Origin of the sequence: Aerococcus sp. NPDC058936, assembly GCF_042741995.1 — a bacterium.
GTDB lineage: Bacteria > Bacillota > Bacilli > Lactobacillales > Aerococcaceae > Aerococcus.
Window position 1 is genome coordinate 188,496 of record NZ_JBHYKZ010000001.1, and the last position, 26,952, is coordinate 215,447.

At 39.7% G+C, this 26,952-nt stretch carries 27 protein-coding genes and 2 pseudogenes; 14 read left to right on the forward strand and 15 right to left on the reverse strand.

Translation table 11 applies throughout. The annotated features are described in order from the left end of the window. Position 1 precedes the first annotated feature (1 nt). The 3 genes from ACFW0C_RS00865 to mvk all read right to left on the reverse strand — a co-directional run bounded on the left by ACFW0C_RS00865 (position 2) and on the right by mvk (position 3,245). Positions 2-1,186 carry a phosphomevalonate kinase gene (locus ACFW0C_RS00865; protein ID WP_378104529.1) on the reverse strand — a complete coding sequence of 395 codons (1,185 nt, stop codon included), beginning with the start codon at positions 1,184-1,186 and terminating at the stop codon, positions 2-4. After that, the gene (gene mvaD / locus ACFW0C_RS00870; protein ID WP_378104531.1) at positions 1,170-2,183 is read right to left on the reverse strand and encodes a diphosphomevalonate decarboxylase; all 1,014 of its coding nucleotides are present in this window, start codon (positions 2,181-2,183) and stop codon (positions 1,170-1,172) included. The genes ACFW0C_RS00865 and mvaD overlap by 17 nt, the downstream gene beginning before the upstream one ends. A gap of 63 nt (positions 2,184-2,246) precedes the next feature. Further along, complete coding sequence (gene mvk, locus ACFW0C_RS00875; RefSeq protein ID WP_378104533.1) at positions 2,247-3,245, reverse strand: mevalonate kinase; 999 nt, start codon at positions 3,243-3,245, stop codon at positions 2,247-2,249. A 176-nt stretch (positions 3,246-3,421) separates the two neighbouring features. Here mvk and guaA point away from each other — a divergent pair, with 176 nt between their 5' ends. Continuing rightward, on the forward strand, positions 3,422-5,008 hold the full coding sequence (gene guaA, locus ACFW0C_RS00880) for a glutamine-hydrolyzing GMP synthase (protein ID WP_378104534.1): 1,587 nt from the start codon (positions 3,422-3,424) through the stop codon (positions 5,006-5,008). A 220-nt stretch (positions 5,009-5,228) separates the two neighbouring features. Here guaA and ACFW0C_RS00885 read toward each other — a convergent pair whose 3' ends face one another. The 6 genes and pseudogenes from ACFW0C_RS00885 to ACFW0C_RS00910 form a co-directional block, all read right to left on the reverse strand. Then, a complete protein-coding gene (locus ACFW0C_RS00885; RefSeq protein ID WP_378104537.1) occupies positions 5,229-5,396 on the reverse strand; it encodes a hypothetical protein in 168 nt (55 codons plus the stop codon). 63 nt (positions 5,397-5,459) lie between these two features. Continuing rightward, complete coding sequence (locus ACFW0C_RS00890; RefSeq protein WP_378104538.1) at positions 5,460-5,684, reverse strand: hypothetical protein; 225 nt, start codon at positions 5,682-5,684, stop codon at positions 5,460-5,462. Positions 5,685-5,741: 57 nt separating this feature from the next. Then, positions 5,742-6,716 (reverse strand): KUP/HAK/KT family potassium transporter, encoded by a 975-nt coding sequence (locus tag ACFW0C_RS00895; protein WP_378104540.1) that lies wholly within the window; start codon positions 6,714-6,716, stop codon positions 5,742-5,744. Further along, positions 6,610-7,263 (reverse strand): annotated as a pseudogene (locus tag ACFW0C_RS00900) (KUP/HAK/KT family potassium transporter). The gene ACFW0C_RS00895 and the pseudogene ACFW0C_RS00900 overlap by 107 nt, the downstream one beginning before the upstream one ends. Positions 7,264-7,674: 411 nt before the next feature. Next, the gene (locus ACFW0C_RS00905; protein WP_378104542.1) at positions 7,675-8,337 is read right to left on the reverse strand and encodes a Crp/Fnr family transcriptional regulator; all 663 of its coding nucleotides are present in this window, start codon (positions 8,335-8,337) and stop codon (positions 7,675-7,677) included. 153 nt (positions 8,338-8,490) lie between these two features. Next, positions 8,491-8,937 carry an organic hydroperoxide resistance protein gene (locus ACFW0C_RS00910; protein ID WP_378104543.1) on the reverse strand — a complete coding sequence of 149 codons (447 nt, stop codon included), beginning with the start codon at positions 8,935-8,937 and terminating at the stop codon, positions 8,491-8,493. 277 nt (positions 8,938-9,214) lie between these two features. Here ACFW0C_RS00910 and ACFW0C_RS00915 point away from each other — a divergent pair. The 3 genes and pseudogenes from ACFW0C_RS00915 (at position 9,215) to ACFW0C_RS00925 (ending at position 10,262) form a co-directional block, all read left to right on the forward strand. Further along, a pseudogene (locus ACFW0C_RS00915) lies at positions 9,215-9,690 on the forward strand (DUF3955 domain-containing protein). A gap of 170 nt (positions 9,691-9,860) precedes the next feature. Beyond that, a complete protein-coding gene (locus ACFW0C_RS00920) occupies positions 9,861-10,040 on the forward strand; it encodes a PTS lactose/cellobiose transporter subunit IIA (protein WP_378104545.1) in 180 nt (59 codons plus the stop codon). Positions 10,041-10,094: 54 nt separating this feature from the next. Beyond that, entirely contained in the window at positions 10,095-10,262 is a 168-nt protein-coding gene (locus tag ACFW0C_RS00925) for a MupG family TIM beta-alpha barrel fold protein (RefSeq protein WP_378104727.1), read from the forward strand. 73 nt (positions 10,263-10,335) lie between these two features. Here ACFW0C_RS00925 and ACFW0C_RS00930 read toward each other — a convergent pair whose 3' ends face one another. Beyond that, positions 10,336-10,848: a GNAT family N-acetyltransferase gene (locus ACFW0C_RS00930; protein ID WP_378104547.1), complete on the reverse strand. Its 513-nt coding sequence runs from the start codon at positions 10,846-10,848 to the stop codon at positions 10,336-10,338. A gap of 444 nt (positions 10,849-11,292) precedes the next feature. Here ACFW0C_RS00930 and ACFW0C_RS00935 point away from each other — a divergent pair, with 444 nt between their 5' ends. The 5 genes from ACFW0C_RS00935 to ACFW0C_RS00955 all read left to right on the forward strand — a co-directional run bounded on the left by ACFW0C_RS00935 (position 11,293) and on the right by ACFW0C_RS00955 (position 16,370). Beyond that, positions 11,293-12,639: an ABC transporter substrate-binding protein gene (locus ACFW0C_RS00935; protein WP_338191264.1), complete on the forward strand. Its 1,347-nt coding sequence runs from the start codon at positions 11,293-11,295 to the stop codon at positions 12,637-12,639. A 64-nt stretch (positions 12,640-12,703) separates the two neighbouring features. Beyond that, positions 12,704-13,597 (forward strand): carbohydrate ABC transporter permease, encoded by an 894-nt coding sequence (locus tag ACFW0C_RS00940; protein WP_378104550.1) that lies wholly within the window; start codon positions 12,704-12,706, stop codon positions 13,595-13,597. Beyond that, positions 13,597-14,484, forward strand: coding sequence for a carbohydrate ABC transporter permease (locus ACFW0C_RS00945; protein ID WP_378104553.1), 888 nt, complete (start codon positions 13,597-13,599; stop codon positions 14,482-14,484). The genes ACFW0C_RS00940 and ACFW0C_RS00945 overlap by 1 nt, the downstream gene beginning before the upstream one ends. A gap of 12 nt (positions 14,485-14,496) precedes the next feature. Next, a complete protein-coding gene (locus ACFW0C_RS00950; protein ID WP_338191261.1) occupies positions 14,497-15,621 on the forward strand; it encodes an ABC transporter ATP-binding protein in 1,125 nt (374 codons plus the stop codon). Positions 15,622-15,632: 11 nt separating this feature from the next. Beyond that, the gene (locus ACFW0C_RS00955) at positions 15,633-16,370 is read left to right on the forward strand and encodes a glycerophosphodiester phosphodiesterase (RefSeq protein ID WP_378104556.1); all 738 of its coding nucleotides are present in this window, start codon (positions 15,633-15,635) and stop codon (positions 16,368-16,370) included. Between the two features lie 69 nt (positions 16,371-16,439). Here ACFW0C_RS00955 and ACFW0C_RS00960 read toward each other — a convergent pair whose 3' ends face one another. Next, on the reverse strand, positions 16,440-17,414 hold the full coding sequence (locus ACFW0C_RS00960; RefSeq protein ID WP_378104558.1) for a Gfo/Idh/MocA family protein: 975 nt from the start codon (positions 17,412-17,414) through the stop codon (positions 16,440-16,442). A 29-nt stretch (positions 17,415-17,443) separates the two neighbouring features. Further along, positions 17,444-18,457: a Gfo/Idh/MocA family oxidoreductase gene (locus ACFW0C_RS00965; protein WP_378104559.1), complete on the reverse strand. Its 1,014-nt coding sequence runs from the start codon at positions 18,455-18,457 to the stop codon at positions 17,444-17,446. Between the two features lie 214 nt (positions 18,458-18,671). Between ACFW0C_RS00965 and ACFW0C_RS00970 the strand changes: the two genes are divergently transcribed. The 3 genes from ACFW0C_RS00970 (at position 18,672) to ACFW0C_RS00980 (ending at position 21,327) form a co-directional block, all read left to right on the forward strand. Beyond that, positions 18,672-19,535, forward strand: a complete 864-nt coding sequence (locus ACFW0C_RS00970) for a MurR/RpiR family transcriptional regulator (protein WP_378104561.1) — start codon at positions 18,672-18,674, stop codon at positions 19,533-19,535. After that, positions 19,528-20,478 (forward strand): Gfo/Idh/MocA family protein, encoded by a 951-nt coding sequence (locus tag ACFW0C_RS00975; protein ID WP_378104564.1) that lies wholly within the window; start codon positions 19,528-19,530, stop codon positions 20,476-20,478. Before ACFW0C_RS00970 ends, ACFW0C_RS00975 begins: the two co-directional genes overlap by 8 nt. 72 nt (positions 20,479-20,550) lie before the next feature. Beyond that, on the forward strand, positions 20,551-21,327 hold the full coding sequence (locus ACFW0C_RS00980; protein ID WP_378104566.1) for a Cof-type HAD-IIB family hydrolase: 777 nt from the start codon (positions 20,551-20,553) through the stop codon (positions 21,325-21,327). 165 nt (positions 21,328-21,492) lie between these two features. On the opposite strand, the gene ACFW0C_RS00985 is transcribed toward ACFW0C_RS00980, so the two are convergent. Continuing rightward, the gene (locus ACFW0C_RS00985) at positions 21,493-22,302 is read right to left on the reverse strand and encodes an HAD family hydrolase (protein WP_378104568.1); all 810 of its coding nucleotides are present in this window, start codon (positions 22,300-22,302) and stop codon (positions 21,493-21,495) included. A gap of 171 nt (positions 22,303-22,473) precedes the next feature. On the opposite strand from ACFW0C_RS00985, the gene ACFW0C_RS00990 reads away from it, so the two are divergent. Continuing rightward, the gene (locus tag ACFW0C_RS00990; RefSeq protein ID WP_378104571.1) at positions 22,474-22,866 is read left to right on the forward strand and encodes a YccF domain-containing protein; all 393 of its coding nucleotides are present in this window, start codon (positions 22,474-22,476) and stop codon (positions 22,864-22,866) included. 50 nt (positions 22,867-22,916) lie between these two features. Here the strand turns inward: ACFW0C_RS00990 and ybaK are convergent, their stop codons facing one another. Then, positions 22,917-23,399 (reverse strand): Cys-tRNA(Pro) deacylase, encoded by a 483-nt coding sequence (gene ybaK / locus ACFW0C_RS00995; protein WP_378104574.1) that lies wholly within the window; start codon positions 23,397-23,399, stop codon positions 22,917-22,919. Between the two features lie 273 nt (positions 23,400-23,672). Here ybaK and ACFW0C_RS01000 point away from each other — a divergent pair, with 273 nt between their 5' ends. Beyond that, positions 23,673-25,856, forward strand: a complete 2,184-nt coding sequence (locus tag ACFW0C_RS01000) for an amino acid ABC transporter substrate-binding protein/permease (RefSeq protein WP_378104729.1) — start codon at positions 23,673-23,675, stop codon at positions 25,854-25,856. A gap of 95 nt (positions 25,857-25,951) precedes the next feature. Here ACFW0C_RS01000 and ACFW0C_RS01005 read toward each other — a convergent pair whose 3' ends face one another. Continuing rightward, positions 25,952-26,911, reverse strand: coding sequence for a 2-hydroxyacid dehydrogenase (locus ACFW0C_RS01005; RefSeq protein ID WP_378104575.1), 960 nt, complete (start codon positions 26,909-26,911; stop codon positions 25,952-25,954). Between the last annotated feature and the right edge of the window lie 41 nt (positions 26,912-26,952).

Here is a 26,952-nt window from a genome sequence, read left to right on the forward strand (position 1 = left end):
ACTATCTCTCCTGTTCATTTCTTTGCCAGAAAGCGAAGGGGAGAACGACTAGGTCATTTTCTCGCCATAAGCCTTGGATGGCTTCGGCCTCATCAGCTTGACTAGAAATCGCGTAAGCACAGTCTCCAGCCCCCGCCCCAGAAATTTTGGCGACGGTTTTTTCTGATGTGACTAACTTCAATGCTTTCTTAAAGGACTTGGTCAAATAAGGCTTATTCAGTGTTTGGGTATAGGTTAAAATACTGTCGAAATTTTCTTTGATGGCAGATTTGAATAAAGACCATTCATTCATTTGGATAGCTGCCTTAGCCATTAAAACTTGCCGTTTGGCCAATTGTTTAAAACTAGCCATGATTTCTTCTAGTTCTCGTTCAGAAATATGGTGAGCCACCATTTTTAACAGATCTTCAGTAGACGCTTTTTCTTTCGACCAAACTAAGGACAAAGTCCAGTCTGGGTGAATCGGCAATTGTTCAATCATCAATTCCGGCCAAAATTCTTCGATTAAGGCATGAATTTCTTGTCCAGTTGACTTGGCTTGTTGGTCAAACCATGCCCGGTCAAAGTTTTGGTAGTAGATGACACCAGTTTGGGCGCTAGCTGCAACATCACCAAGTGACCCTACCATACCCAATTGTGCTTGAGCGATGGCAACTAATTTAAAGACTCGGTAGACCCACTGTGATTCCGTAATGTCTTGGTCTAATTTATAGAATTTCAACAAGGCTGAAACAACAGCCACTGAGATGGCACCAGATGATCCTAAACCATATTTAGTCCCGTCAGCCGCGTCTAAATCAGACTGAATTGTCAAATCAAAGTAATCTGGTGTCGCTGCGGATTTCATGCCGACTGCTTCCGCATATGCTGTCACAGTTTGCAAGGCTTGCCAAATTAGTGGGAATTCGCCAGCTGCTTGGTCGTTAGAAACGACTTGTCCATTGACGTCGTAGGTCCAGGCAATTGGATGGTCAGCCTGGTTGGTGATTAAGTAGCCATTTTGCCCAGAATTTACCTCTAAAGTGAGATGTAAGAAGGCGTCAACAGTCGTTAATAAGGCAGCTTGGCCAGAACTCACCACTGCATATTCGCCCGCAAGGAATAATTTCCCCGGCACGGCCACCTTGACGGCGTCTGTTTCGTTATTCGTATGGATTATCGTGCTCTCATTATAAGATTGCGCCATCATCATACTCCCATCTATCTAAGGGTTTAATCCCCGGTCCAGCAGTTGTTTGGATAAAGTTCATATCTTTAAACCGTTCTGCAAAAAAGGCTTCCACCTCGTCCATCTGGCTCGCTTTACATAAAACTTTCACGTTTGGCCCAGCGTCAATTGTATAGTAAGCCAAAACGCCAGTCGCGCGTAAATCCTGAACTGCTTGAATGGCTTTAATGGTTTCAGGTTCAAAATAGGTGAATGACGGATCAGAAGCCATAGTTGTTGCATGCATCCGCATGGCATTGGCTTCAGCGATTTCACCCATCAATTGGAAATCGTGCTTGGCAATGGCTGCTTTAATCCGTTCTAAATCAATCATGTTTTGACGGACCCATTCAGGGTAGAAAGGCGAAGTTCGCAAGGTATGGGCCATCCCGTCACGAGAAGAAACCCGTTTCTCAGCGGTATTAATGGCCATAATGACCATGCCAACATCCCAGGTGGCGTCGTCAATTTCAACTGCCATAGAGTTTTCATTGCTGGTCCCTTTTTGCCATTCAACAAAGCCACCGAAAATGGACCGGGTTGCTGATCCAGATCCTCGTCGTGCAAATGTCGATAGAGCCTGGTCAGAAATTTGATTTTCTAAATTCAAAGCCTGTCTAGTAGCCGCCGCTAAGGCCGAAAATGCCGATGAAGAAGAAGCCAGGCCTGCCGCAGTGGGCACATGATTGACACTTTCTACTTTAGCTCGCAAGTCTACGCCAGCTTCCGCCCTAAACATATCTAAAAACTTGCTAATTTTCGCCGTATCTGCTTCATTGCCTAAGTGACTGTTTAAATAAAAAACATCCGCATCCAATTCATTTGAAAAAGTTACGCGCGTGTCTGTATACAAAGCGTCTAAAGTGAGCGACAAACTAGATGTAGTGGGGATAAACAGGTCCTTATTCGCCTTACCCCAATATTTAATTAATGCAATATTGGTGTGCGCCCGGTAAGCGCCTTGAAAAACTGACATCTCGATTCTCCCTCAAAAAATTTTCTTTCCTTCATTATAACCGATTTCCAATGATTTCGCCCACTATTCGCTGACATTCTCATCGATTGATGAAGACTTGAAGGGCACTACCCAGCTCGCCACTGCCATATTTTCCGTTTTTAAAGCTTTAGCCAAAAGGACAGCCTTGTCTTTGCTGTCACACAAGGCGAAATAGCAACCGCCACGGCCACCACCAGTTAGCTTGGCTGCGCCGGCCCCATTCGCTTCCGCAAAAGTGACGCCTGCCTCAAGTTCAGGGCTGGATACCTGTAAAGCCCGCAAGTGCTTGTGAGCATCCTTAAATGTGCGACAAATAGCCGTAAACCATTGGTCATTGCCCATTTTGTCAGGATCTAATTCAACTAAATCAATAAATTGATTTGCCGCCTCACCAAGCTGACGTAAATTACTTTCAACCGCTTGACGACGGGTAATAAAAGCTGAATTTAAACCAGCTGCCACGTCAGATACCGCATTTTTAGTGTTGCCGTGAATACCAGTATCTGCAACCACCAACCAATAAGGGGTTTCGAAATGTACGATAGTCATTGGTTGATTTTTTTGATAAATCAAAGGGACGCCAAGGCCGGCCACACGTGCATCCAAACCAGACGGATTGCCGTGACTAATTTTTTCAGATAAGTCTACGTATTTTAATAGTTGGTCTTCTGTAAGGGGGAGGTCATAGTAATTGTAGAAAGCGCGGACCAAAGCTGTTGCCATGGCTGCTGAAGAACCCATACCACGCTCAGCGGGTATAGATGAGTGGATATCAATCAGCCAGTGACTCTGGTTTTGGGTCATTAAATTCGCCCGCAATTGGTCATAAACAGCTAGCAAGTTCTGCAAATCAGATGGTGCTTGGTGGAGTGGCCCTTCATATAAGTCACTTACCAAATAAGCATTGGTTTGAATCTGTTCAATGGTGACTGTCATTTCTACCGCATGAAAGGGTAGGGCTACAGATGGATACCCATGAACCACGGCATGTTCACCAATAATAATGATTTTCCCGTTGGCTTTACCAGTCGCTTTTTTCATACTTTCACTCCTATTCTGTTCTATTATATACAATATTTACAGCTACCAACACCTTTGAAAACGAATTAAATATAAACTTAGCAAATTATTAAAAATTGTACAGGTAGATTCCGAACAATATTTTATTATCCTTGATAAATTCCTAGTAATCACAAATATTAAATGCTAGAATAAAGATGAAATTCGAAAAAGGAAGTGAAAACATGAGTGTCCAACAATCAATGCAAGATATTGAAAAAATCATTGTACTTGATTACGGTAGTCAATATAACCAATTGATTACCCGTCGTATTCGTGAGTTAGGCGTTTATTCAGAACTATTATCACATAAACTAACAGCTGACGAAATCATGGCGAAAGGTAATGTTAAAGGAATCATCCTATCTGGTGGTCCAATGTCAGTGTATGCAGACGGTGCTTTTTCAATCGATGAAGCCGTATTTGATTTAGGTATCCCAGTTTTAGGGATTTGTTATGGTATGCAATTAATGACATTTAAAAACGGTGGTGTAGTCGCTCGCTCTGATAAACGTGAATATGGTCAACAACCATTATTCATTGACAAGACAGATTCAGCCATTTTTAAAGGGTTAGAGGCAGAAGAATTGGTTTTAATGAGCCATTCTGACCGTATCGAACAAATTCCAGCAGGATTTGAAGTCACTGCTCGCGGTGAACACAGTCCAGTAGCAGCCTTTGAAAACACAGAAAAACAATTCTACGGTTTCCAATTCCACCCAGAAGTACGCGCATCAGTTCACGGTAACGACATGTTACGTAACTTTGTATTTGATATTTGTGGTGCACAAGGATCATGGTCGATGGAGAAATTTATCGATATTAAAGTCCAAGAAATCCGCGAATTAGTCGGTGAAGGTAAAGTTTTACTAGGCCTTTCTGGTGGGGTAGACTCTTCTGTTGTTGGTGTATTGTTACAAAAAGCCATTGGTGACCAATTAACTTGTATCTTCGTAGACCACGGTTTATTACGTAAAAACGAAGCAGAAGAAGTAATGGAAACACTAGGTGGTAAATTTGGTTTAAACATCATCAAAGTAGATGCTGAAGACCGCTTCCTAAGCAAATTAGCAGGCGTATCTGACCCAGAACGTAAACGTAAAATTATCGGTAACGAATTTGTTTACGTATTTGACGACGAAGCGCAAAAAATTAAAGACGTTGATTACTTAGCGCAAGGTACTTTATACACTGACGTTATTGAGTCAGGTACAGATACAGCGCAAACCATCAAGTCTCACCATAACGTTGGTGGCCTACCAGAAGACATGACCTTCTCATTAATCGAACCTTTAAATACCTTATTTAAAGATGAAGTACGTGCAGTAGGGACAGAACTTGGTATGCCAGATAAGATCGTTTGGCGCCAACCATTCCCAGGACCAGGTTTAGCTATCCGTATTATCGGTGAAGTAACCCCTGAAAAACTAGAAGTCGTTCGTGAATCTGACTTTATCCTACGTGATGAAATCAGAAAACACGGTCTAGAAGGCGACATCTGGCAATACTTTACAGTCCTACCTGGTTTCAAATCAGTAGGGGTAATGGGTGACGAGCGTACTTACGAATACACAATTGGTATCCGTGCCGTAACTTCAATCGACGGTATGACATCTGAATGGGCACGCATCCCTTACGACGTATTAGATACCATTTCTAAACGTATTGTAAATGAATGTGCACACATCAACCGCGTAGTCTTAGACATTACGAGCAAGCCACCTGCAACAATCGAATGGGAATAAAAATAAAAGACCTCACAAGCATTGATTTAACAGTGTTTGTAAGGTCTTGTTTTTATGTATTGGGCTTATTTTGGGCTTTAAAAAATTTCCTGATCAAAAAAAGGAACGTCTTAAGTAATGACGCCAAAGTTACGGTATCAACGAACTTTGGGCTTTTTTACCTATTTGAAGTTGCTTTTATGTAGTTAAATTTTATGTATGTAAAATGACTTAATGGTTGTCATCTTTTCTGTTTTTGCAAACTATTATTGGTGATTTCAGTTAAGGCAGTTTTTCTCTTTTTACCAATCACTAGGGGAACATATTCGTTTAATACTTCTGCGTAATCCAAGCCGAATGCGGATGCAGTAGTTTGGACGTGTTCTTTAATAAAGAGTTTCAGCTGCATAATTTGACGTTCAATTTGGGTAAGCTCTGTTGTATGTGAAAGCTTTTCGTTAATGATGACAAATTAGAAATCGCCAACTTCTCTACCAGGTGTAATGGTATATTTCTGTGGTTGTTTAGGTAAACGACCACTTTCCATCAGATCATGAATAATTTGACGGATGTACACATTAATTTCTTGAGTCACTTTGAAACCAAGATGGAGTTTGACCTTCACAATATAATCAGTCCCCATCATATCCACTTCATAAGCTTTAGTATAGGGTTCGTCTGTTACTACAACATTCACGAACCAGTAGACTTTGGCCTTTTTCGGACGTTTATCAAGGATAGAATAAATGTATTGCTACCCAATAATGGAATTGTTCATATGTGATACGAGAAAGACAACATTAGTCTGGTCTAAACTTAAGAAAGTATCACTGCGCGATTCACAGATTTGATCGAGATAATCGTTAAGGTCAATCGAATCTTCCGTCTTCGCTTCAATTTGGTTGCCCCATTGCCAGATCACCATAATGAATAGGATCACCGTGGCAATAATGACCGCTACATAACCACCATGGAAGAACTTGGTGATACTAGAAATAAAGAAAATACCTTCAATCATGGCAAAGAATAGCGTTAGGGTGTGGGCGACAATTTTGGGTTGGCCAATCTGTACTAGGTAAGCATGTAGTAAGATTGTAGTCATCAACATGGTATTAGTAATGGATAATCCGTAGGCCGCTTCCATACGCGCCGACGTTCTAAAGGCGATTACTACGCATGATGTAACAAGCCATAGCAGAACGTTGATTGTTGGAATGTACATTTGTCCGACTGAAGAACCAGGATATAAGATTTTTAGTCTCGGCAATAACCTTAGTTTGATTGCTTCTGATACCATTGAGAAAGACCCAGAAATCAGCGCTTGGGAGGCAATGACTGCGGCAACTGTTGCGAATAGGACCCCAAATACTAGCCAGCTTTCTGGAAGCATTACGAAAAATGGGTTTAAATCCTCAACTTCTTGGTAGTTGGGATTATTTCCTACCTTCAACAACCAAGCAGCTTGTCCCAAGTAATTCAATGTTAAACAGATTTTGATATAGGGCCAACTTGCACGGATGTTGGCTAAACCAGCATGACCTAAATCAGAATACAAGGCTTTTGCCCCCGTAGTGGCTAAGAAGACACTACCTAGAATGAAAATACCGGCCTTATTTTCTGGGCTAAATAGGACTTTCAAAGCATAGTAGGGGTTTAAAGCACGAATAACAGTCCAAGCGCCTACAAAATTTAATAATCCAGCGATTCCTAAAAAAGGTAAACCAAGCAAACATAATTGGTCCAAATGCACGGCCCACAAAGTATGTACCAAATCGTTGAATTGCGAACAGTACGAAGATAATGGCCAAGGTAATCCCAATCACAATATTTTGGTTCTCGCCAAAACGACTTTAGAATTCTGGTACTCCGCGCAAACCTTCAACGGCTGTTGTTACTGTAACTGCAGGGGTCAAAACACCGTCAGCTAGCAGCGTAGCGCCACCAATCATTGCGGGTGTGATCAAATAGGACGCCTTTTTCCGGACTAGGGTATATAAGGCGAAAATACGACCTTCACCGCGGTTATCAGCTTTTAGGGCAATCACGACATACTTAATCGAGGTTAAGAGGGTAATTGTCCAAAAAACCAAGGAAACAGACCCGATAATAAAATCAGTACTGATATTCGCCAAGCCACCATTTCTAGCCACAATAGCCCTCATAACATAGAGTGGGCTAGTAGCAATATCACCATAAACAACCTCCATTGCGATTGATAAACCAGCGAAGGAAAGTTTTTGATGTAAAGCATTTTTACTTTTCATTGTAATCTCCATTAATATTCAAAATTTAGGTTATTTTTTTTTAAAATATTATCAAATTATTGACTTTTGTAAATAAAAGTCCATAGATTTTGGCGAATTTTCTTATGTAGGAAATTTGATCTTCTACAGGGCTAGAGGGTATGGCTTAATAATGTATTTGATATTCGTTTTCAAATTCATTTGGAAGACTGTCTAAAATGGATTGGACATTAAAGTGAGAGAGTGGATAAGTAATGATTTAATATGTTTGCTAGCAAGAATACCTTGTAAATAAAAACACCACTTATCTATTAAGAGTAAGAGGTGTTTTGAGAAATTGGGCCCCCAAATGGGTCAATTCCCTATTGTTAATATGCAAAATTTCACTGTTCTTATTATAGAGAATGGCAGTTGAAAGTAGGTATGAATGAAATACCTTTTTCTTTAAAGCTGTTCTTTACGTTCTAAATTTAAAGCAGTTTCTAATCCTCTTTTATCCAATATTTCGATAATATTTGGTATCGGTTGAGAAACAAGCATGTCTTTGGTTAATTTTGATAAGCAACGGCTGAAGGTTTCTGGGGACATGCCTAGATAGGAGGCTGTCGCTTTTTTTGTGGTAGCTAATTTCACGTGTAGATTCTGCTGCTTGTCGCTCATATCCAATAAATATTGAATTAATCTCGCTTTGGTAGAGGTTGTCGTGATTCCCGTGGTTTGTTGTTCGGCATCATCCAGTCGGCGGGCCATTTCCCCTAATAATTCGATAGCGATTTTCGGGTGCGATAGCAAGACTTGCTCGAAATCATCACGTTGGATGGCGCATAATTTACTGACTTCGGTGGCTTCGATATAGTAGTCATAATGGCGCTCATCGAATAAGGACATCTCACCCACAAAGTCACCTTGCTGCAGTATTCGGATGAGTTGTTCTTTTCCAGAAGCAGATAGCCGATAGACCTTCAGTTGACCTTCTTGAATTAAATATAAGGACCCTAATTTTTCACCAGCCGAATAAATCAGCTTTCCAGCAGCAACTTTTTTCTCCGTGATATAAGCTTGAATCGACTGAATATCCGCCACAATCAACCCCTGAAATAAGGGCATGGTACTGATGCAGTGATGATATTTTGTGAAATCTATTGCCTCTGTCATACGCACCAATCCTTTCAGGTATATTATATCACAGCAAAACGCCTACTATCCTTGCAATCCTAGTGAACGTCTCGTGTTTAAGATTTTAGTGAACGGGAAAAGGGCCTACTTTTCTTTGCTGGCGTCATAGTTGACTGCGCGAACAGTCACTTCAATAGCATCGCTGACAGCCTTAGAATACGGGCATACCTTGTGAGCTTCATTCGCTAACTTTTGTACTTCTAGGGTGTCAAGATCGCGGATAGCCACAGTAATTTCAACGGCTAATTGGAAGTCAATAGCATCAGGTTTCTTATACAAACGGACAATATTGGTGACTTGAGAATCTTCGCGAACCTTGTGTTGGGCTTTAACGATTTCTAAAGCACCATGGAAACAAGCACTATAACCTAAAGCAAACAATTGCTCAGGATTTTGGCCTGTACCAGAACCACCCATTTCCTTAGGTGTTGTAATTTTCACCTCGTAAGATCCATCATCTAAATAAGAGACCCCATCACGACCACCAGTATTAGTAGCTTGTGTTTCGTAAATTTCTTGATAATCAGACATATTGAACACTCCTTATCTTTTGATATTGTAAGTATAATCGCTAGAGAAGGAAACTACCTTGACCTAGGTCAAGACAACAATAATTTTTGGAGTTTTTATGATTGTGATTAATCATAGATCTAGAAAATTTAAGTCAAAAAGGGTGTATCATCTTTGACCTAAATCTTCCAATGCAAGGGCCACTGTCCCTTGATATAATAGCATGCAAGCAGGGCTTGCTTGGAAGGTGCTAATATATAACCTAAGCTAAGGTTACATCGATGAGAGGACTGAAGAGATGAAATTCAATGAAAAAATCAAAGAGATTCGACACAATCTTGGTTTGACCCAGGACCAGTTTGCCGGTCAATTAAATGTGACAAGGCAGGCGGTTTCCAATTGGGAAAATGATCGTAATCTACCAGATTTAGAAATGATTAGCAAAATTGCTGAGATTTTTCACCTTTCTCTTGATGAATTAATCTTAGGGAAAGTAGTATGCAAAATGAAATCACAGAAAAATTAATTAAAGATGGTAGTGAAACCAGAAAGGCTAAGTTGAATTTGAGCTCGACCATTATTGGGACTGTTCTACTATTAATAGGTCTAGGCTGTTTCTTCATTAAAATGAACTCAGTAGGGTATATCGAGCAAGCGGGCATTTTACATGAAAACTTTTTCTTATTACCAATAGGTTTTCTTTTCTTGTTTGCAGGAGGCATTGTATTCCTAGTGACAGGGTTGAAATACCTGAAGGACAGATTTTTAAAATAAAATTTTGTGAAAATAAATGAAATTTAAAAGCAGAAAGTCGTTCTGTGACCACTTTCTGCTTTCTATTATTGCTATTTTGCATCCCATTGTTTTAGAAGGAGCTGTTTATTATTTGTTAGTTATTTATAATTTTCAAGTGATAGATTATGTACAATTCAGTAAACGATCTCATGAAATTATATCTCACAGGAAGTAAGTTGAAGGAGGGTATTATTTTTTTAATTATTTCATATGGCGGGTCTGCGAAAGCACTAGTCTATGAGGCGATTGAAGCGTCAGATGAAGGGGACTTTGAAAAGGCACAATCCTTACTAGAAGAGGCGAACGCGTCATTTAAGGTGGCGGCATAATACGCAGACCCAATTGTTAACGGCTAATGTGAATGGCGACAATTAGGGCTATCTATTTATCTAGAAAAAGCCAGTTTTGGAGAGCTAAGAAGGTATTTAGAATTAGCGGTTGCAAACGGATTTCAACGAATATTTTCTTGTCTGTTGTCAGCAGAAGAAGATAAAACTTCTATATCCTTGATGAAATCAAACCTTGGCAGAAATTTAGATTGCAAGAGGTAGCGTAAACAGAATAGTAAGCAAAGATCCCTGGGTCCATGTCCAGGGATCTTTTATTTCTTCTAGGTCATTTTTTCTATAGGTCTTTATAGTAGATTAAGTCAATTTGTTCATCGTCAGCCATGAAGAAAGAATGTTGGCTTATGTGACGGAAGCCCATTTTGCCATAGAAATTTAGGGCACGTTGGTTATGTTCCCAAACGCCAAGCCACATACCGGTTACACCAAGGTCTCGGGCGATTTCTTCTGCAGTTTGAATGAGTTTAGTTCCGTAACCATGACGTAGAAAGGCTGTCCGCACATAAATCCGTTCAACCTCAAGTAAGTTGTCACCTATGTATTCAGTCTGGGCATCGCCAACATTCAGTTTCAGGTAGCCGACAGTTTCAGTATTCTCCTTCAAAAAGAAGAACTGGCTGTTAGTTTCAGCTAGTTCAGCCGTGAGTTTCTCCCTGTTATAGGCATCCTCCAAGTAAATCCGCATATTTTCATCTGAGTTAAATTCTCCAAAAGTATCCGTATAGGTTTCGATAGAGACAGCTCTTAGCTCATCCACATCGGCCACACTACATTGATGTAATTGTGTCATAAATGACCATCCTCCTTACAAAATGAATTCCCTATATCATAACCTAAAAGTATAGAAAACTTAAATCATATATATATAGAACGAAATGGAAAATAGGGATTAACTGAGAATAGCTATGAATATTCTAATCGAAGTATCCATAATAAACGAATATGGGACGTTAATACCGGGAAATTGTAAATAATTCACTTAATATTTACAAAAAACACATCTAATTTTAGGGATCAGCAAACTTTGAATCCAGCTACGGGCTTGATGTGACAGGAATTTATTCGTTTTTTTATCTCAGATAAAGTCAATTAAGTGTAAATAATTCGAATTAAAGACTTTACTGATTATTTTCAAAACCAATACTGAAACTTGATTGGAAGTTAATATTGGTAGTTTAAGATAAATAGCAGAGTTAAAAATTTAAGATCAATTTTTCGGGAGGAAATAAGGACAATGAAATTTAACAAGAAAGTTATGCGCTTTGGTGTGGGGTTATTATCAGCTGCATTATTAGCTGCATGTGGAAATGGTAGTGCAAGTTCTGAATCATCTAACTCATCTACTGGTGCTGCAGAAGGCGAAACTGAATTAGTATTCTGGCATGGTATGGGTGGATCTACTGGTGAAGCACTACAAAAAATCGTTGACCAATACAATGAGTCACAAGACGAAGTTTTCGTAAATGCGCAATACCAAGGAACTTATGATGAAACATTAACAAAATTACGTTCATCTGCTTCTGGTTCTGATGTTGGGGCCGACTTAGTTCAAGTATTTGAACAAGGGATGACATTCATGATCGACTCAGGTTTAACAGTTCCTGTTCAAGATTACGTTGACGAATCTGGATTTGAATTAGGTGACCTAGAAGAAAACTTATTAGCTTACTATACGAAAGATGATACTTTATATTCTATGCCATTCAACTCATCTACACCATTAATGTACTACAATGCAGACCTATTTGAGCAAGCTGGTATCGAAGAAGTACCAACTACATTTGAAGAAATTATTGAAATTTCACCACAATTGACTGAAGCAGGCGTTGAAATGCCAATGTCATTAACTATCTATGGTTGGTACATCGAGCAATTCATTAACAAAACTCAAGAAGATATGTACAACAATGGTAACGGACGTGAAGCTGCACCAACAGAAGTTGTGTTTGACCAAAATGGTAGCATGTTACGTGCCTTAGAAACTTGGAAAAAAGCACAAGACGAAGGTGTTGCACCTAACGTAGGACGCACAGGTGGACAAGCTGAATTTGTTTCAGGTCAATCAGCAATCACTTTAGCTTCAACAGCAACTTTACGTCAAATCTTAACAGAAGTTGACGGCCGATTCGAAGTGGGGACGGCATACTTCCCAGCACTATCTGCGGAAGATGAAGGTGGGGTTTCAATTGGTGGTGCGTCACTATGGATGATCGAATCTGAAGATGACGCAAAGAAAGACGCTACTTGGGACTTCATGGAATACCTAGTAACACCAGAAGTTCAAGCGCAATGGAATGCAGACACAGGGTACTTCCCAGTTAACAAGAATGCCCATGATGAACAAGTATTCAAAGATAACTTAGCAGAATTCCCTCAATTCAAAACAGCGATTGAACAATTACATGATGCAACACCTGAAGATCAAGGTGCTTTATCTGGTGTAAACCAAGAAGCACGTATGTACTTCGAAGCAGAATTAGAGCGTCTATTAAATGATGAAATCACTGCTGAAGAGGCAGTTCAAAATATGGCTGATCAAACAAACGCAGCACTTGAGAACTACAATGCGACTAATCAATAAGATTTAGACCTTGTACAGCCGGAATCTTTTTCCGGCTGTTTTAAATTTTGAAAGGAGCACAATTATGGAACGTACAGATGAAATTGTAATCATTAAAGCGAAGAAGACCTTGGGTGAACGAATCCAACCTTATATGTACCTGTTACCAGCTTTGTTAGTTTTAACAGTGTTTATGTTTTGGCCTTTTATCCAAACGATTTTCCGTTCGCTATATCTAACAGATTCTTTCGGCCAAATGTCCCAGTTTCTTGGATTGAGAAACTATGCTGAATTATTTGCCAGTAAATCATTCTGGCACTCAATGATGGTATCATTCCAGTTTGTTTTGATTGTTGTACTTTTTGGTGTGACTGTTGGATTAATAGCGGCTATGCTATGTCAACAGTCATTTCCTGGGATTAGATTTTTCTCTACCTCTTATGCGATGCCGATGGCTATTGCATCTGCAGGCATGGCTATGATTTTTCAAGTCATGTTAAACCCGACAGTTGGGATTGTAAACAAGTTAATTGGCACTAATCAGAACCTTTTAACGCATCCAACATGGTCTTTGCTAGTTGTAGGGATTTTAACTGGCTGGTTAAATTCTGGGATGAACTTTTTATATTTTTCTTCTGGATTAGCGAGTATTGAAGATGCTTTATATGAAAGTGCCTCAATCGATGGGGCCAACAGTTTTCAAAAATTTATCAATATTACCATTCCTTCATTAGGCCCAACTTTCTTCTTTGTTATTGTAACCAACGTGATTAACGCCTTTCAAGGTTTCGGTCAAATCAATATCTTGACTAAAGGTGGTCCAGGTGAAGCAACCAACGTAATCGTTTACGATATTTACAAGAATGCCTTTATGAATTATCGGTATGGCTTTGCTTCAGCAGAATCAGTTGTTTTATTCGTCATCATTATGATATTAACCATTATCATGTTCATCATTCGAGGAAGGAGTAATAAATAATGGCCAGCACGCATGCAATTTCAACAACAGTTACTAACCGTAATAAACAAGATCAAAATTATTTGATGCAGCAAAGCGTTCAACGAGTAGGGGTAATTGTCCTTAACGTTATCATGTGGCTTTTTATGATGTTTCCTTTAATTTATGCCGTCTTAATGGCCTTGAAACCATCAGCTGAATTATATGACCCAAATTCAATGCTATTCCCGCAAAACCCAACGTTAACAAACTTCATTCAAGTTTTTGATATTGCCCCTTTAGGTCGGTATATTATTAACTCAATTATTGTAGCAACATCTGTTACTTTATTACAGATTCTGACATCTTTATTAGCCGGTTTTGCTTTCAGATTTGTAAACTTTAAGGGCAGTAAATTAGTGTATGCCTTAATCCTTTCTACCATGATGGTACCAGGTGAAGCGGTGATTATCTCTCAATTCTTGATGGTATCTGGGTGGGGCTTAAATGATTCAATTATTGTGTTGATCCTGCCATTTATGGCTTCAGCATTTAACATCTTTTTATGTACACAAGCGCTACAAAACTTCCCTTATGAAATTTATGAAGCAGCTAAAATGGACGGTTGCAAAGATTTACGATTTGTATTTGAAATTATGTTTCCATTACTGAGACCAACGCTTGGTTCAATGGCCGTTCAGTCATTCCTTGCAGGTTGGAACATGTACATGTGGCCGTTACTAGTAACTAATAATGATAATGCGCGAACTGTTCAAATCGGGATTTCAATGTTGAATAGTGTCGACTCGCAATCATTAGTTTTAATGGTAGCAGGTGTTATTATTTCAATGATACCTAGTCTAGCCATCTTTGTTATCGGATCTAAGAACATGGTTAAAGGTTTAACTGCAGGGGCAGTGAAAGGTTAATAGGAGGATAAAATGGCAAAAGTTCAATTAAATAAAGTTGGCAAAATTTATGAAGATGGATTTAAAGCAATCCATAATATTGATTTAGACATCGAAGATAAAGAATTTATCGTATTTGTAGGACCATCTGGTTGCGGCAAATCGACAACCTTACGTATGATCGCAGGATTAGAAACTATTTCTGAAGGGGCATTAAGTATTGGTGATGAGGTTGTCAACAACACACCTGCAAAAGACCGTGACATCGCAATGGTTTTCCAATCATACGCCTTATACCCACATATGAATGTTCGTGACAATATTGCCTTCGCTATGAAAATGGAAGGTATTTCAAAAAAAGAACGTTATGCAAAAGTTGAAGAAGTAGCGAAACCACTACAACTAACAGAATACTTAGACAAGAAGCCAGGTGCCTTATCTGGTGGACAACGTCAGCGCGTGGCTTTAGGTCGTGCGATGGTACGTAATCCAAAAGTCTTCTTATTAGATGAACCATTATCAAACTTGGATGCGAAATTACGTGTATCGATGCGTTCTGAAATCGTTGAATTGCATCGTCAATTACAAACTACCTTCATTTATGTCACACATGACCAAACCGAAGCAATGACAATGGGGACGCGTATTGCAGTGTTAAATGCTGGTTGTGTTGAACAATTTGATACACCAGAAAACTTATACAATAATCCAGTGAACCGTTTTGTTGCAGAATTCATTGGCAGTCCTCAAATGAACTTAATAAACGGTCGTTTAGTGAAAACTGACAATGGTATGGCAATTGAATCAAGCGAGGAAATCTTCCCATTAGCTCAAGAGATGCAGGATAACATTTTAGTAGAAGCAACTGGTCAAGAAATTCAAATTGGGTTACGCCCAGAGCACTTTGAATATATGAATGACCGTATTGATAACCAAACTATTTTAGCGCAAACTAAAAATGTTGAACAAGTGGGTGCAGATACCTTCGTCTACTTTGATTTCCATTCTTCAGAACGTGAAATGACAGCGCGCTTAAGTCCAGCGAGAAGAGTGCCAACACATGCTGATGTGTATTTACAAATTGATATAAATAAAGCATACTTATTTGATAAAACAACAGGTAATTCAATCTTAAACCGTCGTTACCACGAAGAATAAGGAGTGAACCTATGACAGGCATTATTGCCCACCGAGGCTATTCAAAGTTATTCCCTGAAAATACCATGCTCGCTTTTAAAGAAGCAGCTAAGTTTGACATCACAGGTATTGAGCTTGATGTACAATTAACGAGTGATGGTGAGGTTGTGATTTGTCACGATGAAACCATTAACCGGACGTCAAATGGCACGGGCTTTATCAAGGACATGACCTCAGCGGAATTAAAAACCTTCTATTTCTACGGCAAGTTCCAAGGTCAAGTTGAAGAAAATGAAGACATTCAAATCCCAACACTCGAAGAATTTTTCAAGTGGTTCCAAACCCTGGACATCATGGTCAATATTGAATTAAAAACCAATATTTTCCGTTATGATGGTCTAGTTGAAAAGGTGAATGACTTGATCCAACAATATGACCTAATTGATCGCGTAGTCTTATCTTCCTTCCAACACCACACCATGAATGATGCCAAAAAGGTAAATCCGGCCTTAAAAACGGGCCTTCTAACAATGAGTGGCATGTTGAACCCAGGTGATTATACGGCTAGTCACGGGCATGAATTTTACCACCCATTCTTCATGACTTTAGAGTCAGAAGATTTTGACAATCTTGCAGCCAACAATATCGGGATTAATACCTATACTGTAAACCAAGCTGAAGATATGGAAAAACTAATTACTGGTAAAGTAACCAATATTATTACCGATGATGTGGCTTTAGGGTTGCAAGTCTTGAATTCTTTCAAATAGTTTATACAGAAAAAGCCTATGGCCCCAATTGTGGGTGCCATAGGCTTTTGTCGTTTACTTTAGTGGTTATTAACCTAGTTGTAGATCTGCTGAAGCAAGGGCTTGGTCAATGACTGCCATCACCGCTTTAGAGTGGGCTAAGTTTGCTTTAACCCGGTCCATATCGTGAGTACGGATGATATCTTCAAATTCAACAAATTCTTCATACATACGGTGGTTGTGAATCCGTTTGTCGGTTGTCTGCGAAGATTTTCCGCGTAGGGCTAGGTCATAACTTGCTAGGGAATTGGTTGGACCATCGATTATCAAGGCACCGTTTCGTCCTTGAATAGTTGATTTAATCGGTGCATCTGTATCTTTTGACCCGATGCAGACCGCTTTAAAAGTTTCAAAATCCATCATCAGCATACCAGATGTGTCAATCCCACGGTCAATATTAGCAAAATAGGTGGCTGATTTCGGCGCACCGAATAGGCCGACTAAGAGATGGACGTTATAAATGTTGATGTCCATCAAGGCACCACCAGCTTTTTTTGGATCAAAGGCTGGTAAAATCTCACCGTCCATAAAAGCATCATACCGGCTTGAATATTGTGAGTAGTTGGCTTCAACGATTTTAATAGTCCCTAGTTTAGTTAAATCTGCTTTTAGTGCTTTGAAGTTTTGGAAGTGTTGGTTGGTAATCGCTTCTACTAATACCAAATCTTTTTCCAGAGCGATGGCTTCCAGTTCTTCCAGTTCTGCCAAGTTTAAGGTGAATGGCTTCTCACAAATTACGTTTTTATTGGCTAATAGTGCTTTTTTTGCAAATTCATAATGCAAATGGTTAGGCAAGGCTACGTAGATGGTATCGATATCGCTAGCTAATAGGGCGTCCAGGTCCGTGAAAACGTGGTTGATTCCGTGGTCGTCCGCCATCGCTTGGTTTTTAGCCAAAGATCTTTCAGATGATAAAAGGGCAACCAATTCTATAGCTGGGATATCGTGGACCATTGACAGGAAATCCACGACAATCTTACCAGCACCCAAAATTCCTAATTTCATAATCATTTCCTTTCTTTAGTGAATCAAAATTAATGTAAATCGACTTGTCCGTCTTCCATAATTTGCATCACTAACAATGTTTCTTCATCTTTCACGACTTTCTCTTTACCGTTAACAATTGTTTCATAAATATCGCGGTAAACTTGACGATAGTCGCCAACTTCAGAAACAACCGCTTCCTTGTGGTAGACTCCATTGTCATCGAGATAGGTTAAAGTCCCGTAATGTTCAGGCAAGTCTTGTCCAAAACCAGGTTCATCAGGGGTGTAGTTGAGTTTCAAATGATCTTCTTGACGGTCTTTTGTTTGCTTGATGAAGACACCTCTTTTCCCGTAAACGGCAAAAGATGGTCTGGCTTCAAACCGCATCAATGAACCGGCTACTGCCACTTTTAAATTACCGTAATTTAAATCAAAGTCAAAGTAGTCGTTTAATTTGCCGGCACCAAGAATTTGACGGGTATCGAAGTGGACGTCGTCAGGCATACCAAAGTAAGAAATGGCTTGGTCAAGGGAATGGGAACCAAGGCCGTAAGTATAGGAATCGATCAAACTATAAGTTGAATTTTCTGAAAATTCAGGATTATAACGGTCGTAGTGAATTTCGACATCGATCAGATCACCAAGGACGCCTGATTCGATGACTTTTTGCGTAGTTAGGAAGTCAGAATCGTAGCGACGATTTTGGTAGCACTGGATGAATAGGCCCTTTTCTTTGGCTAAGTCGAATAATTCTTGGGCTTGATCACGGGTTTCCGCAAATGGCTTTTCCACCAGGACATTCTTGCCAGCTTCAAGAGTTTGTTTGGCTAAATCATAGTGGCTGGCGCTAGGTGTGGTGATGACAACCAGGTTGATGTCTTCATCTGTGTAGATGTCATCTAGGTTACTCGTGTAATTGACGCCCTCAAGACTTGGCCAAGCACTTTTCCCAGACCGCGAGTAAATTGTTTGAATGTTGACAATTTCCGGTAGGCGGCTAGAAAAGGGTAGGTGGTACCGGTTGGTGGATTTACCGTTTCCAATATAAGCAATATTTAACATGAACATAACCTCCATAAATGTATTTATCTTAAATATAGCGGTATTGATGGAAAAATGATAGCGATTTGGTTATTCTGGTAGTAAGTGCCAGAAAGGGCTTAAATTAAAAGGGTCTTTTGAACATTTTGGCCAAAAAAATATCTTTTATAACAATTTTCAGGCAGATAGCTTAGAATGTTATGAGTAGAGAACCCTTCCAGGAAAAGGTGAGAAAATGCATTTAGTGCAAGCACTTAAAAATAATCAACAATTTACCCCCAATGAAAAGCGCATAGCGGCTTATATTTTGGGCAACCCTTTAGCGACCAGCCAGTTTAATTTGACGGATTTAGCAACCAAAACATATACTTCGCATTCAGCGATTGTCCGTTTCACCCAAAAGTTAGGTTATGAAGGTTTCAGGGATTTTAGGGTGGCTTTAATTGCCTATGCCCAGCAGGACCGGTTCAAGGAAGAGGCAGTGGATGCCAATTTTCCCTTCGCACCAGATGATTCAACAAGTGGTATAGCTAACAAGATGGCTAGTTTAACCAAGCAGACGATTGAAGCTATGCAAGCCAATTTCGACGAACAGACTTTTGAGGCCTGTGTGAAGACTATGCTAGATGCCAAGCGGATATTTATTTTTGCCAAAGGTGACACGCAAATTTCAGCCCGATCTTTTCAGAATAAACTGGCTAAATTAGGGATTTTCATTGTGATTGCGGAAGAATACGCGGATGAGGCTTGGGTGGCGTCCAATATTACAAGGACAGATTGTGCCATATTTACCTCCTACCGGGCAGATTCGGTCAAGTACCAACATTTTATTGAGATTTTGAAAGCTGAAAGTGTGCCAACTATTTTGATTTCGTCCCTAAACGCTAAAGTTTTAGCGGGGATGACCGACCATTGGCTGACAACTGTTGATTTGGAGCGGTCAGACTCCTTAAAAATAGGAACTTTCTCCTCGCAGATTGCCATTGAATATATTTTTAATGTTTTATATGCCATGATTTTTATGACCAATTACCAGAAAAATAACGAACAAATTGCCAAGAAGTTTACGCGAATCCAGAGAGGAGCATTAGATGATTAAGTGGGGAATTATCGGCGCAGGAAATATCGCCAACCGTTTTGCGGATAGTCTAGAGGAGGTAACTGACGGTGAATTATACGCGGTTGCCAACCGGACGATTGAAAAGGCTGAAGCTTTCAAAGCTAACCATCCATGTGAAAAGGCTTATGGAAGTTACCAGGAATTATTGGACGACGATCAAGTGGACGCAGTCTACATTGGCTTACCGCATAAATACCATTTGGAATGGGTCTTGAAAGCCATCGAAGCAGGCAAAGCCATTCTTTGTGAAAAACCAGCGACTATCAACCAAGCGGAGGTAGAAGAAATTGAAGCAGCTTTAGAGGCAAAACCCGTTTTCTTTATGGAAGCCATGAAGAGTCGCTTTACCCCAGCTTATCAATCGGTGAAAGAGCTGGTCGCACAAGGTGAAATTGGGGAAGTCCATACGGTAACCACTTCTTTATGCCGAAGATTCGATGAATCCCATGCTTCTTACCATTTTGAACCCGGTCAAGGGGGCTGTTTACTGGATATGGGGATCTATAACGTGGCCTTACTAGTCGATTTCTTGCCAGGTGAATTTTCCTTGAAACACTTAGATTACAAGTTACATGAAAGTCAAGTAGAAGTATACGTGGATGCGATATTTGACGTGAACGGTAAGGAAGCTGTGCTAGAATCAGGTTTCGACCGGTTAACAGACGCAAAAGCAGTGATTTCAGGAAGTAAAGGGGAAATTGTGATTTATGACTTCCACCGACCAACTAAATTTGACTTAATTATAGACGATAAAGTCACCAACAATGAAATTTTAAATATTGTCGATGATTTTTATGGTGAAATTACCCATGTCCATGCCAATTTAAAAGCAGGTAGATTAGAAAGCAACCGGATGTCTATGGCTGACACCAAAAAATTAGCAGGTATTATTGATCAAGTGAAAGCAGAAATATTTGAGTAATTGCAGTCACTCAAGTCAAATGAAAGCGGAATCTGCTATAATGAAAAGAAGAAAATTACAGGAGGCTCTTCTATGAAGATTGAACGAGTGGCATTTTTTGATATTGACGGTACCTTATTTGACTCAAGCAAGTACCATTTACCCATTGAACAACAGGTTCCTGAGTCAACCTACCTTGCTATTGAAAAGTTAAAAGCCAATGGCGTGCTGCCAATTATCGCGACAGGGCGCTGGAAGAACCGGGCTCAGGACTTGGGGGACCTATTGAAGATTGATTCATTCATCACTTCAAACGGGCAGGCAGTTCATATCGAAAATGACCTAGTTTATCAAAATTATATTGACCAGGCCTTAGTTGAGCGAACAATTGATGAAATGCGTTTCCGCGATGTACCTGGCTTCTTCGACACTAAGAAGGGTTTACACCTGCTACCAAATGTCGTCCGTGCCAGAAATTATGGTGAACCTTTTAAGATTGTGAATGATAGTGAATATCCTGAAAATGTCCTTCAAATGCTTGTGACCACTGAAAATATTCGAATTGTAAGTGACTGGCTGACTGAATTAAAAGTCGTTCAAACGGGGCCATCGCATTTAGATATCTATCCGTTTGACGTGTCAAAAGCTAATGGGATTGACCGGGTATTAGAAATTTTGAATATGGATATTTCACAAACATATGCTTTTGGAGACGCTGACAACGACCTTGAAATGTTGGCCAAAGTCGGTACCTCAGTTGCCATGGGTAATGGGACCGATAATGTCAAGAAAGCTGCAGATATCATCACCGATGAAGTTTGGAATGACGGTATTTATAAAGCCTGTGAACAATTAGGCTTGTTTGATTAATATTTGAAAAGAGCAATCACCTGAATGTTTAAAGACCTTTACGGCATTTCGGGGATATCTACAGAGGAACAAAGAAGAACATACTAGAAGGAAAAACACAGGAAATGGCTGACCAAGTGAGGTTCAACTACTTTCTGTGTTTTTGTTTTATGGTTATGTTGTTTTTTAGCAGTTACCGTCTAACAAGTCTTGAATGACTGTTGAGACGCCTAGATCATTATTAGAAGGGGCGATAAAATTAGCTTGTGCCTTAATATCATCATGGGCATTTGCCATAGCATATGAATATTTCACCGCAGCCAACATTTCAATATCGTTATAGTTATCACCAAAAGCCATCATTTGGTCTGTGGTGATATTGAGTAAGTTGCTCAGTTGGTACATAGCTTGTCCTTTATTGATATTTTTGTTCATAATATCAATCCACTCTTTACCAGATGTTGTGGCAGAGAACTGCTTAGTTAAAGCCGGTCCGTAAATGTCCTCATATTGGTCAACGGCATCGTTATTTGGTGTATACACTGTAAACTTGTTAGCAACAGCATCTACTGATGCAAAGTCGTCATAATAATAAATATTTGTATAGAAAGTCCGGTAGACTTGGTCATATTGGTCATGGACTTTTGGAATATAGGCAGCGTCTAGGGCGCACAAGATTGGGATGCCAGCCGCTTCGTTTTGCTCAAGGGTAAAGGCCATCAATTTGCGGTAGTCATCTGGTTCGATGATTGAATTAAATAATTGTTCTCCTTGTTTGGTGATGGCAGCACCATTATCAGATACGAAAATCAAATCATCTTCAATATGACTGAACATATCTGCCAGAGTATAAAGTGGTCGTCCGGATGCGATAACCACTTGGATACCTTTTTCTTTTAAGGCATGTACCTGGTCTGTAAAGTTCTCAGGGAGCTGTCCCTTGTCATTTAGCAAGGTGTGGTCCATATCAATGGCAATTAATTTAATATCTGTCATGTAAATCCTCCAATTGGCATTTGTTACTAGCGAGCTTTTGTAGACGGTCATATAGCGCTTACAATTATTTTTAATTTAAAAATTACACCGTTAGACGGATGGCTAGTATACTTGTCTATGCTATATTATAACCATAAACTATTGAAAACGAAAATGAAAGGATGAACGCCCATGGGTTGTTTAGGAAATTTAATTTGGATGATCTTTGGTGGGATTATTTCTGCCATCTCCTGGTTTTTTATCGGCTGTCTATGGTGTCTAACGATTATTGGTATCCCCGTAGGCCAACAATGTTTCAAGATGGCCAAATTATCATTAATGCCATTTGGCAAGGACGTTGTCCGTGAAGAAAGTGGCTTTGGGAGCTTGCTATGGAATATTCTATGGTTAATCTTTGGTGGTCTAGAATTAGCAGCCATGCACCTATTTACGGGGGTTATTTTAGCCATTACTATTATCGGTATCCCATTCGCCAAACAACACTTTAAACTAGCCGTACTATCGCTTGTACCATTTGGTGCACGAATTGTGCCGTCAAATACACTTTACATGGATATAAGATAGTAGAATAGAAATAGGAAAAACTAGCCAGTTTTCTCTTGGCTAGTTTTTTTTTAGGCTAGAATGTTGGCAAAATCTAATTGGGCAATCACTTTTCCCAAGTCATTAACGGGTGCTTCAACTAGGAATCCGCGTTTTCCGGCTGAAAAAATAATGGTCTCATAATTTTGAGCGGTGGCATCAATTACGGTTGGAAAGGCCTTCTTCATACCAATCGGAGAACACCCACCGTGAATGTAGCCAGTTAAGGGTTCAAGATCTTTTTGGGCAATCATATGAATATTCTTCTCGCCAACGGCAGCAGCGGCCAGCTTTAGATCTAACTCATGGTTAACTGGGACTAGAAAGACATAATGGTTTTTCGATTTTCCATGTGTGACTAGTGTTTTAAATTGTTGGTCTGGATTAATGCCGAGGATTTCAGCAACTTCTTCACTGGAATGTGGTGTGAAATCTTCAGGAAGAGTCATTTCTGTATAGGGAATTTTTTGTTGGTCTAATTTACGGATTACATTGGTTTTTTTAGCTTTGGCCATAATTCAACATCACTTTCTTTTTTATTTTCAACCTTCGATTTAATTCTATAATTAAATCCTATTTTACACATTTATATTTATTATGCGAAAAAAAGTGATTGGGTATAAAAAAGGGGACGTGTGATTAAATAGACCGGTTTTATCTACTTATGTAATAAAATCTGACATTTCACGTAATGTTTCCTTTCCTTTTTTGCAAATTTCAAGGTATACTTGTAACCATCTTGTGAAAGCATTAAAAACATATGAAGAAAGAAGTGAGGGAAAGACATGATGAAGCATAAAAAGCTATCATTTTCCGTATTTATTGTAAGTTTACTTACGCTATTATTTTCAATCGTACCTGGTAAAGTTGAGGCAACTGAAACAGGTAATGGTGAAACTTATATTATTGCAACCGATACAACTTTTGCACCTTTCGAATTCGTAGATGATTCAGGGGATTTTGTGGGTATTGATGTAGATATCTTAGAAGCAATCGCTAAAGACCAAGGATTTGAATATGAGTTACGTTCATTAGGTTTCGATGCAGCGGTTCAAGCTGTTGAAACTGGTCAAGCGGATGCAGTAATCGCTGGTATGTCGATTACAGATGAACGTCAACAAACCTTTGATTTCTCTGATCCTTACTATGAAGCAGGTACAGCTTTTGCAGTTTTAGATGACTCTGAATACCAATCTTTGGAAGATTTAGAAGGGCAATCCGTTGCTGTTAAAACAGGTACGCAAGGGGCAACAATTGCAGCCGATTTAGCGGACCAATACGGTTTTACAGTGAATACTTTCGATGACTCGCCAAACATGTACCAAGATGTTATTTCTGGTAACTCAGCGGCAGCGGTAGAAGATTATCCAGTAATGGGTTACGCAATCGAATCAGGTGGTTTAAACTTACGATTCATTGGTGACAATTTTGAAGAAGCACCATATGGTTTCGCCGTATTAGGTGGTCAAAATGCTGAATTACTTGAAATGTTCAACGCTGGTCTTGAAAACATCAAAGCATCAGGCGAATATGATGAAATTTTAGCTGAATATGGCGCTGGCCAAGGAGATTCATCTTCTTCACCTGAAACTCCAGCAGCTGGTTCAGGTGAAACTTACACAATTGCAACCGATACAACCTTTGCACCATTTGAGTTTGTAGACGAGAATGGTGACTTTACTGGTATCGATGTTGAATTATTAGATGCCATTGCAGCTAACCAAGGTTTCAACTATGAGCTGAAATCATTAGGGTTTGATGCGGCGGTTCAAGCTGTTGAGACTCAGCAAGCAGATGCGGTAATCGCTGGTATGTCGATTACAGAAGAACGTCAACAAACTTTTGATTTCTCAGAACCATATTTTGATTCAGGGACAACATTCGCCGTTCTGGCAGATTCAGATATTGAATCATATGAAGACTTAGAAGGACAAAATGTTGCCGTTAAAACTGGTACACAAGGAGCAACAATTGCCCAATCAATGGCCGACGAATACGGTTTTACCGTAACAACATTTGATGACTCTTCTAACATGTACCAAGATGTTATTTCTGGTAACTCTGCAGCAGCGGTAGAAGATTATCCAGTAATGGCTTACGCAATTAACTCTGGTGGTTTAAACCTTAAAGTTATTGGTGACCAATTAGAACCTGTATCTTATGGGTTTGCTGTTTTAGCTGGTGAAAACCAAGAATTACTACAAATGTTCAATGACGGACTAGCGGCTATTCAAGAATCTGGCGAGTACGACGAAATCGTTGGCAAATACTTAGGTGATTCTGAAGAGGGCGAAACAAGCGCTTCTAACGGCTTCTTAACTCAATTAGCGAACAACTTCCCAGCCTTATTATCAGGTTTAGGAACAACTGTTTACTTAGCTATCGTATCATTAGTAATTGCGACAATCTTAGGTATTTTCTTAGGCCTGATGCGTACAAGTGGTAACTTTGTGCTATCAGGGATTGCGACAGTATATATTGACATCATGCGTGGTTTACCACTAATTGTAATGTCATTCTTCATCTACTTCGGTATTCCGCAAATGTTTAACATTACCATTTCAAGTAACTTGGCGGGTATTTTAACCCTTTCACTAAATGCGGCAGCATACATGGGTGAAATCGTTCGTGGTGGTATCCAAGCCATCGATACAGGTCAAACTGAAGCAGCACGAAGTCTAGGTTTAACAAATGGTCAAACAATGCGTCATATCATCTTGCCTCAGGCAGTAAAAGTGATGGTACCGTCATTCATTAACCAGTTCGTTATTACATTGAAAGATACGTCAATCCTATCCGTAATTGGTATCGTAGAATTGACGCAAACAGGTCGTATCATCATCGCCCGTACTTACCAATCAGGTAGCATGTGGTTGATCGTTGGTTTGATGTATATCATCATCATTACGATTCTAACGAAACTTTCAAACTATATTGAAAAGCGTTATGTAGGTTCAAGAACTACACGCTAATAAATAAACGCTAATCATAAGAAAAATCCAGGCCCCTTAAACCGGGTAGCCTGGATTTTTTTATTCTTTTGAATATCGATTTAAGCTAGCAGAAACTAGGCTTCTTGAACGATGTTTTGTGGTTTACCGTCGATAAATGCTTGCGTGTTGTCAAAAGCAATTTGCGCTCTTAATTCCATAGCTTCGTCAGATAAGAAACCAACATGCGGTGTCAAAATAGCATTCTTAGCCGATAACAATGGGTAGTCAAGAGGCAGTGGCGGTTCGCCGTCAAAGACGTCAATTCCAGCCCCGGCTATTTTGTCATCATTCAATAAGTCAGCTAAGGCTGCATTATCGATAATTGGCCCGCGGGCAACGTTAATGATCACAGCAGATTCTTTCATCAAGCTTAATTTTTCTTTATTTAACAAGTGTTTTGTTTCATCATTTAAAGGCAAATGAACTGATACAATATCTGCACTTTGCAATAATTCATCCAGTTCAACTAATTCAACGCCTAAGTCTTTGGCTTCCTGCTTTTCAGACCGGTTGTATCCGATTAAATGAGCGCCGAAAGCTTTGAATAATTTGGCCGTTTCAATTCCGATATGACCAGTACCGACGATACCAACCGTTTTTCCTTTGATTTCACGGCCTTGGAAGGGACCTGAGAAGTTGGCATTACGGATGTCGTCGTTACCCTTTGTGATGGCGCGGAATAGGTCTAAAGTCAAACCTAAAGCCAATTCAGCAACCGATGTTGTTGCATATCCTGAAGCATTGGCGATGGCGATTCCTTTATCCTTACTGGCTTTGCTGTCAACATGGTCGAAACCAGTAAAAGCCACATTGATAAATTTTGTATTTCCTAAACGCTCGATCACTTCAGCCGGGTATGGATTGTTGGCAATCATCACAATATCCGCATCCTTAGACCGTTCATAAAGTTCGTTTGGATCAGTCGTTTTGTCAGGGTAATAGGTAAATTCATGACCAGCGTCAATCAGTGGTTGGGCCAATTCGTTAATGCGGGCTTCTGGTACGCGTAATGGTTCTAGTAAAGCAATCTTCATGGAATCTTCCTTTCAATATTTAATTATACAATCGATTCATA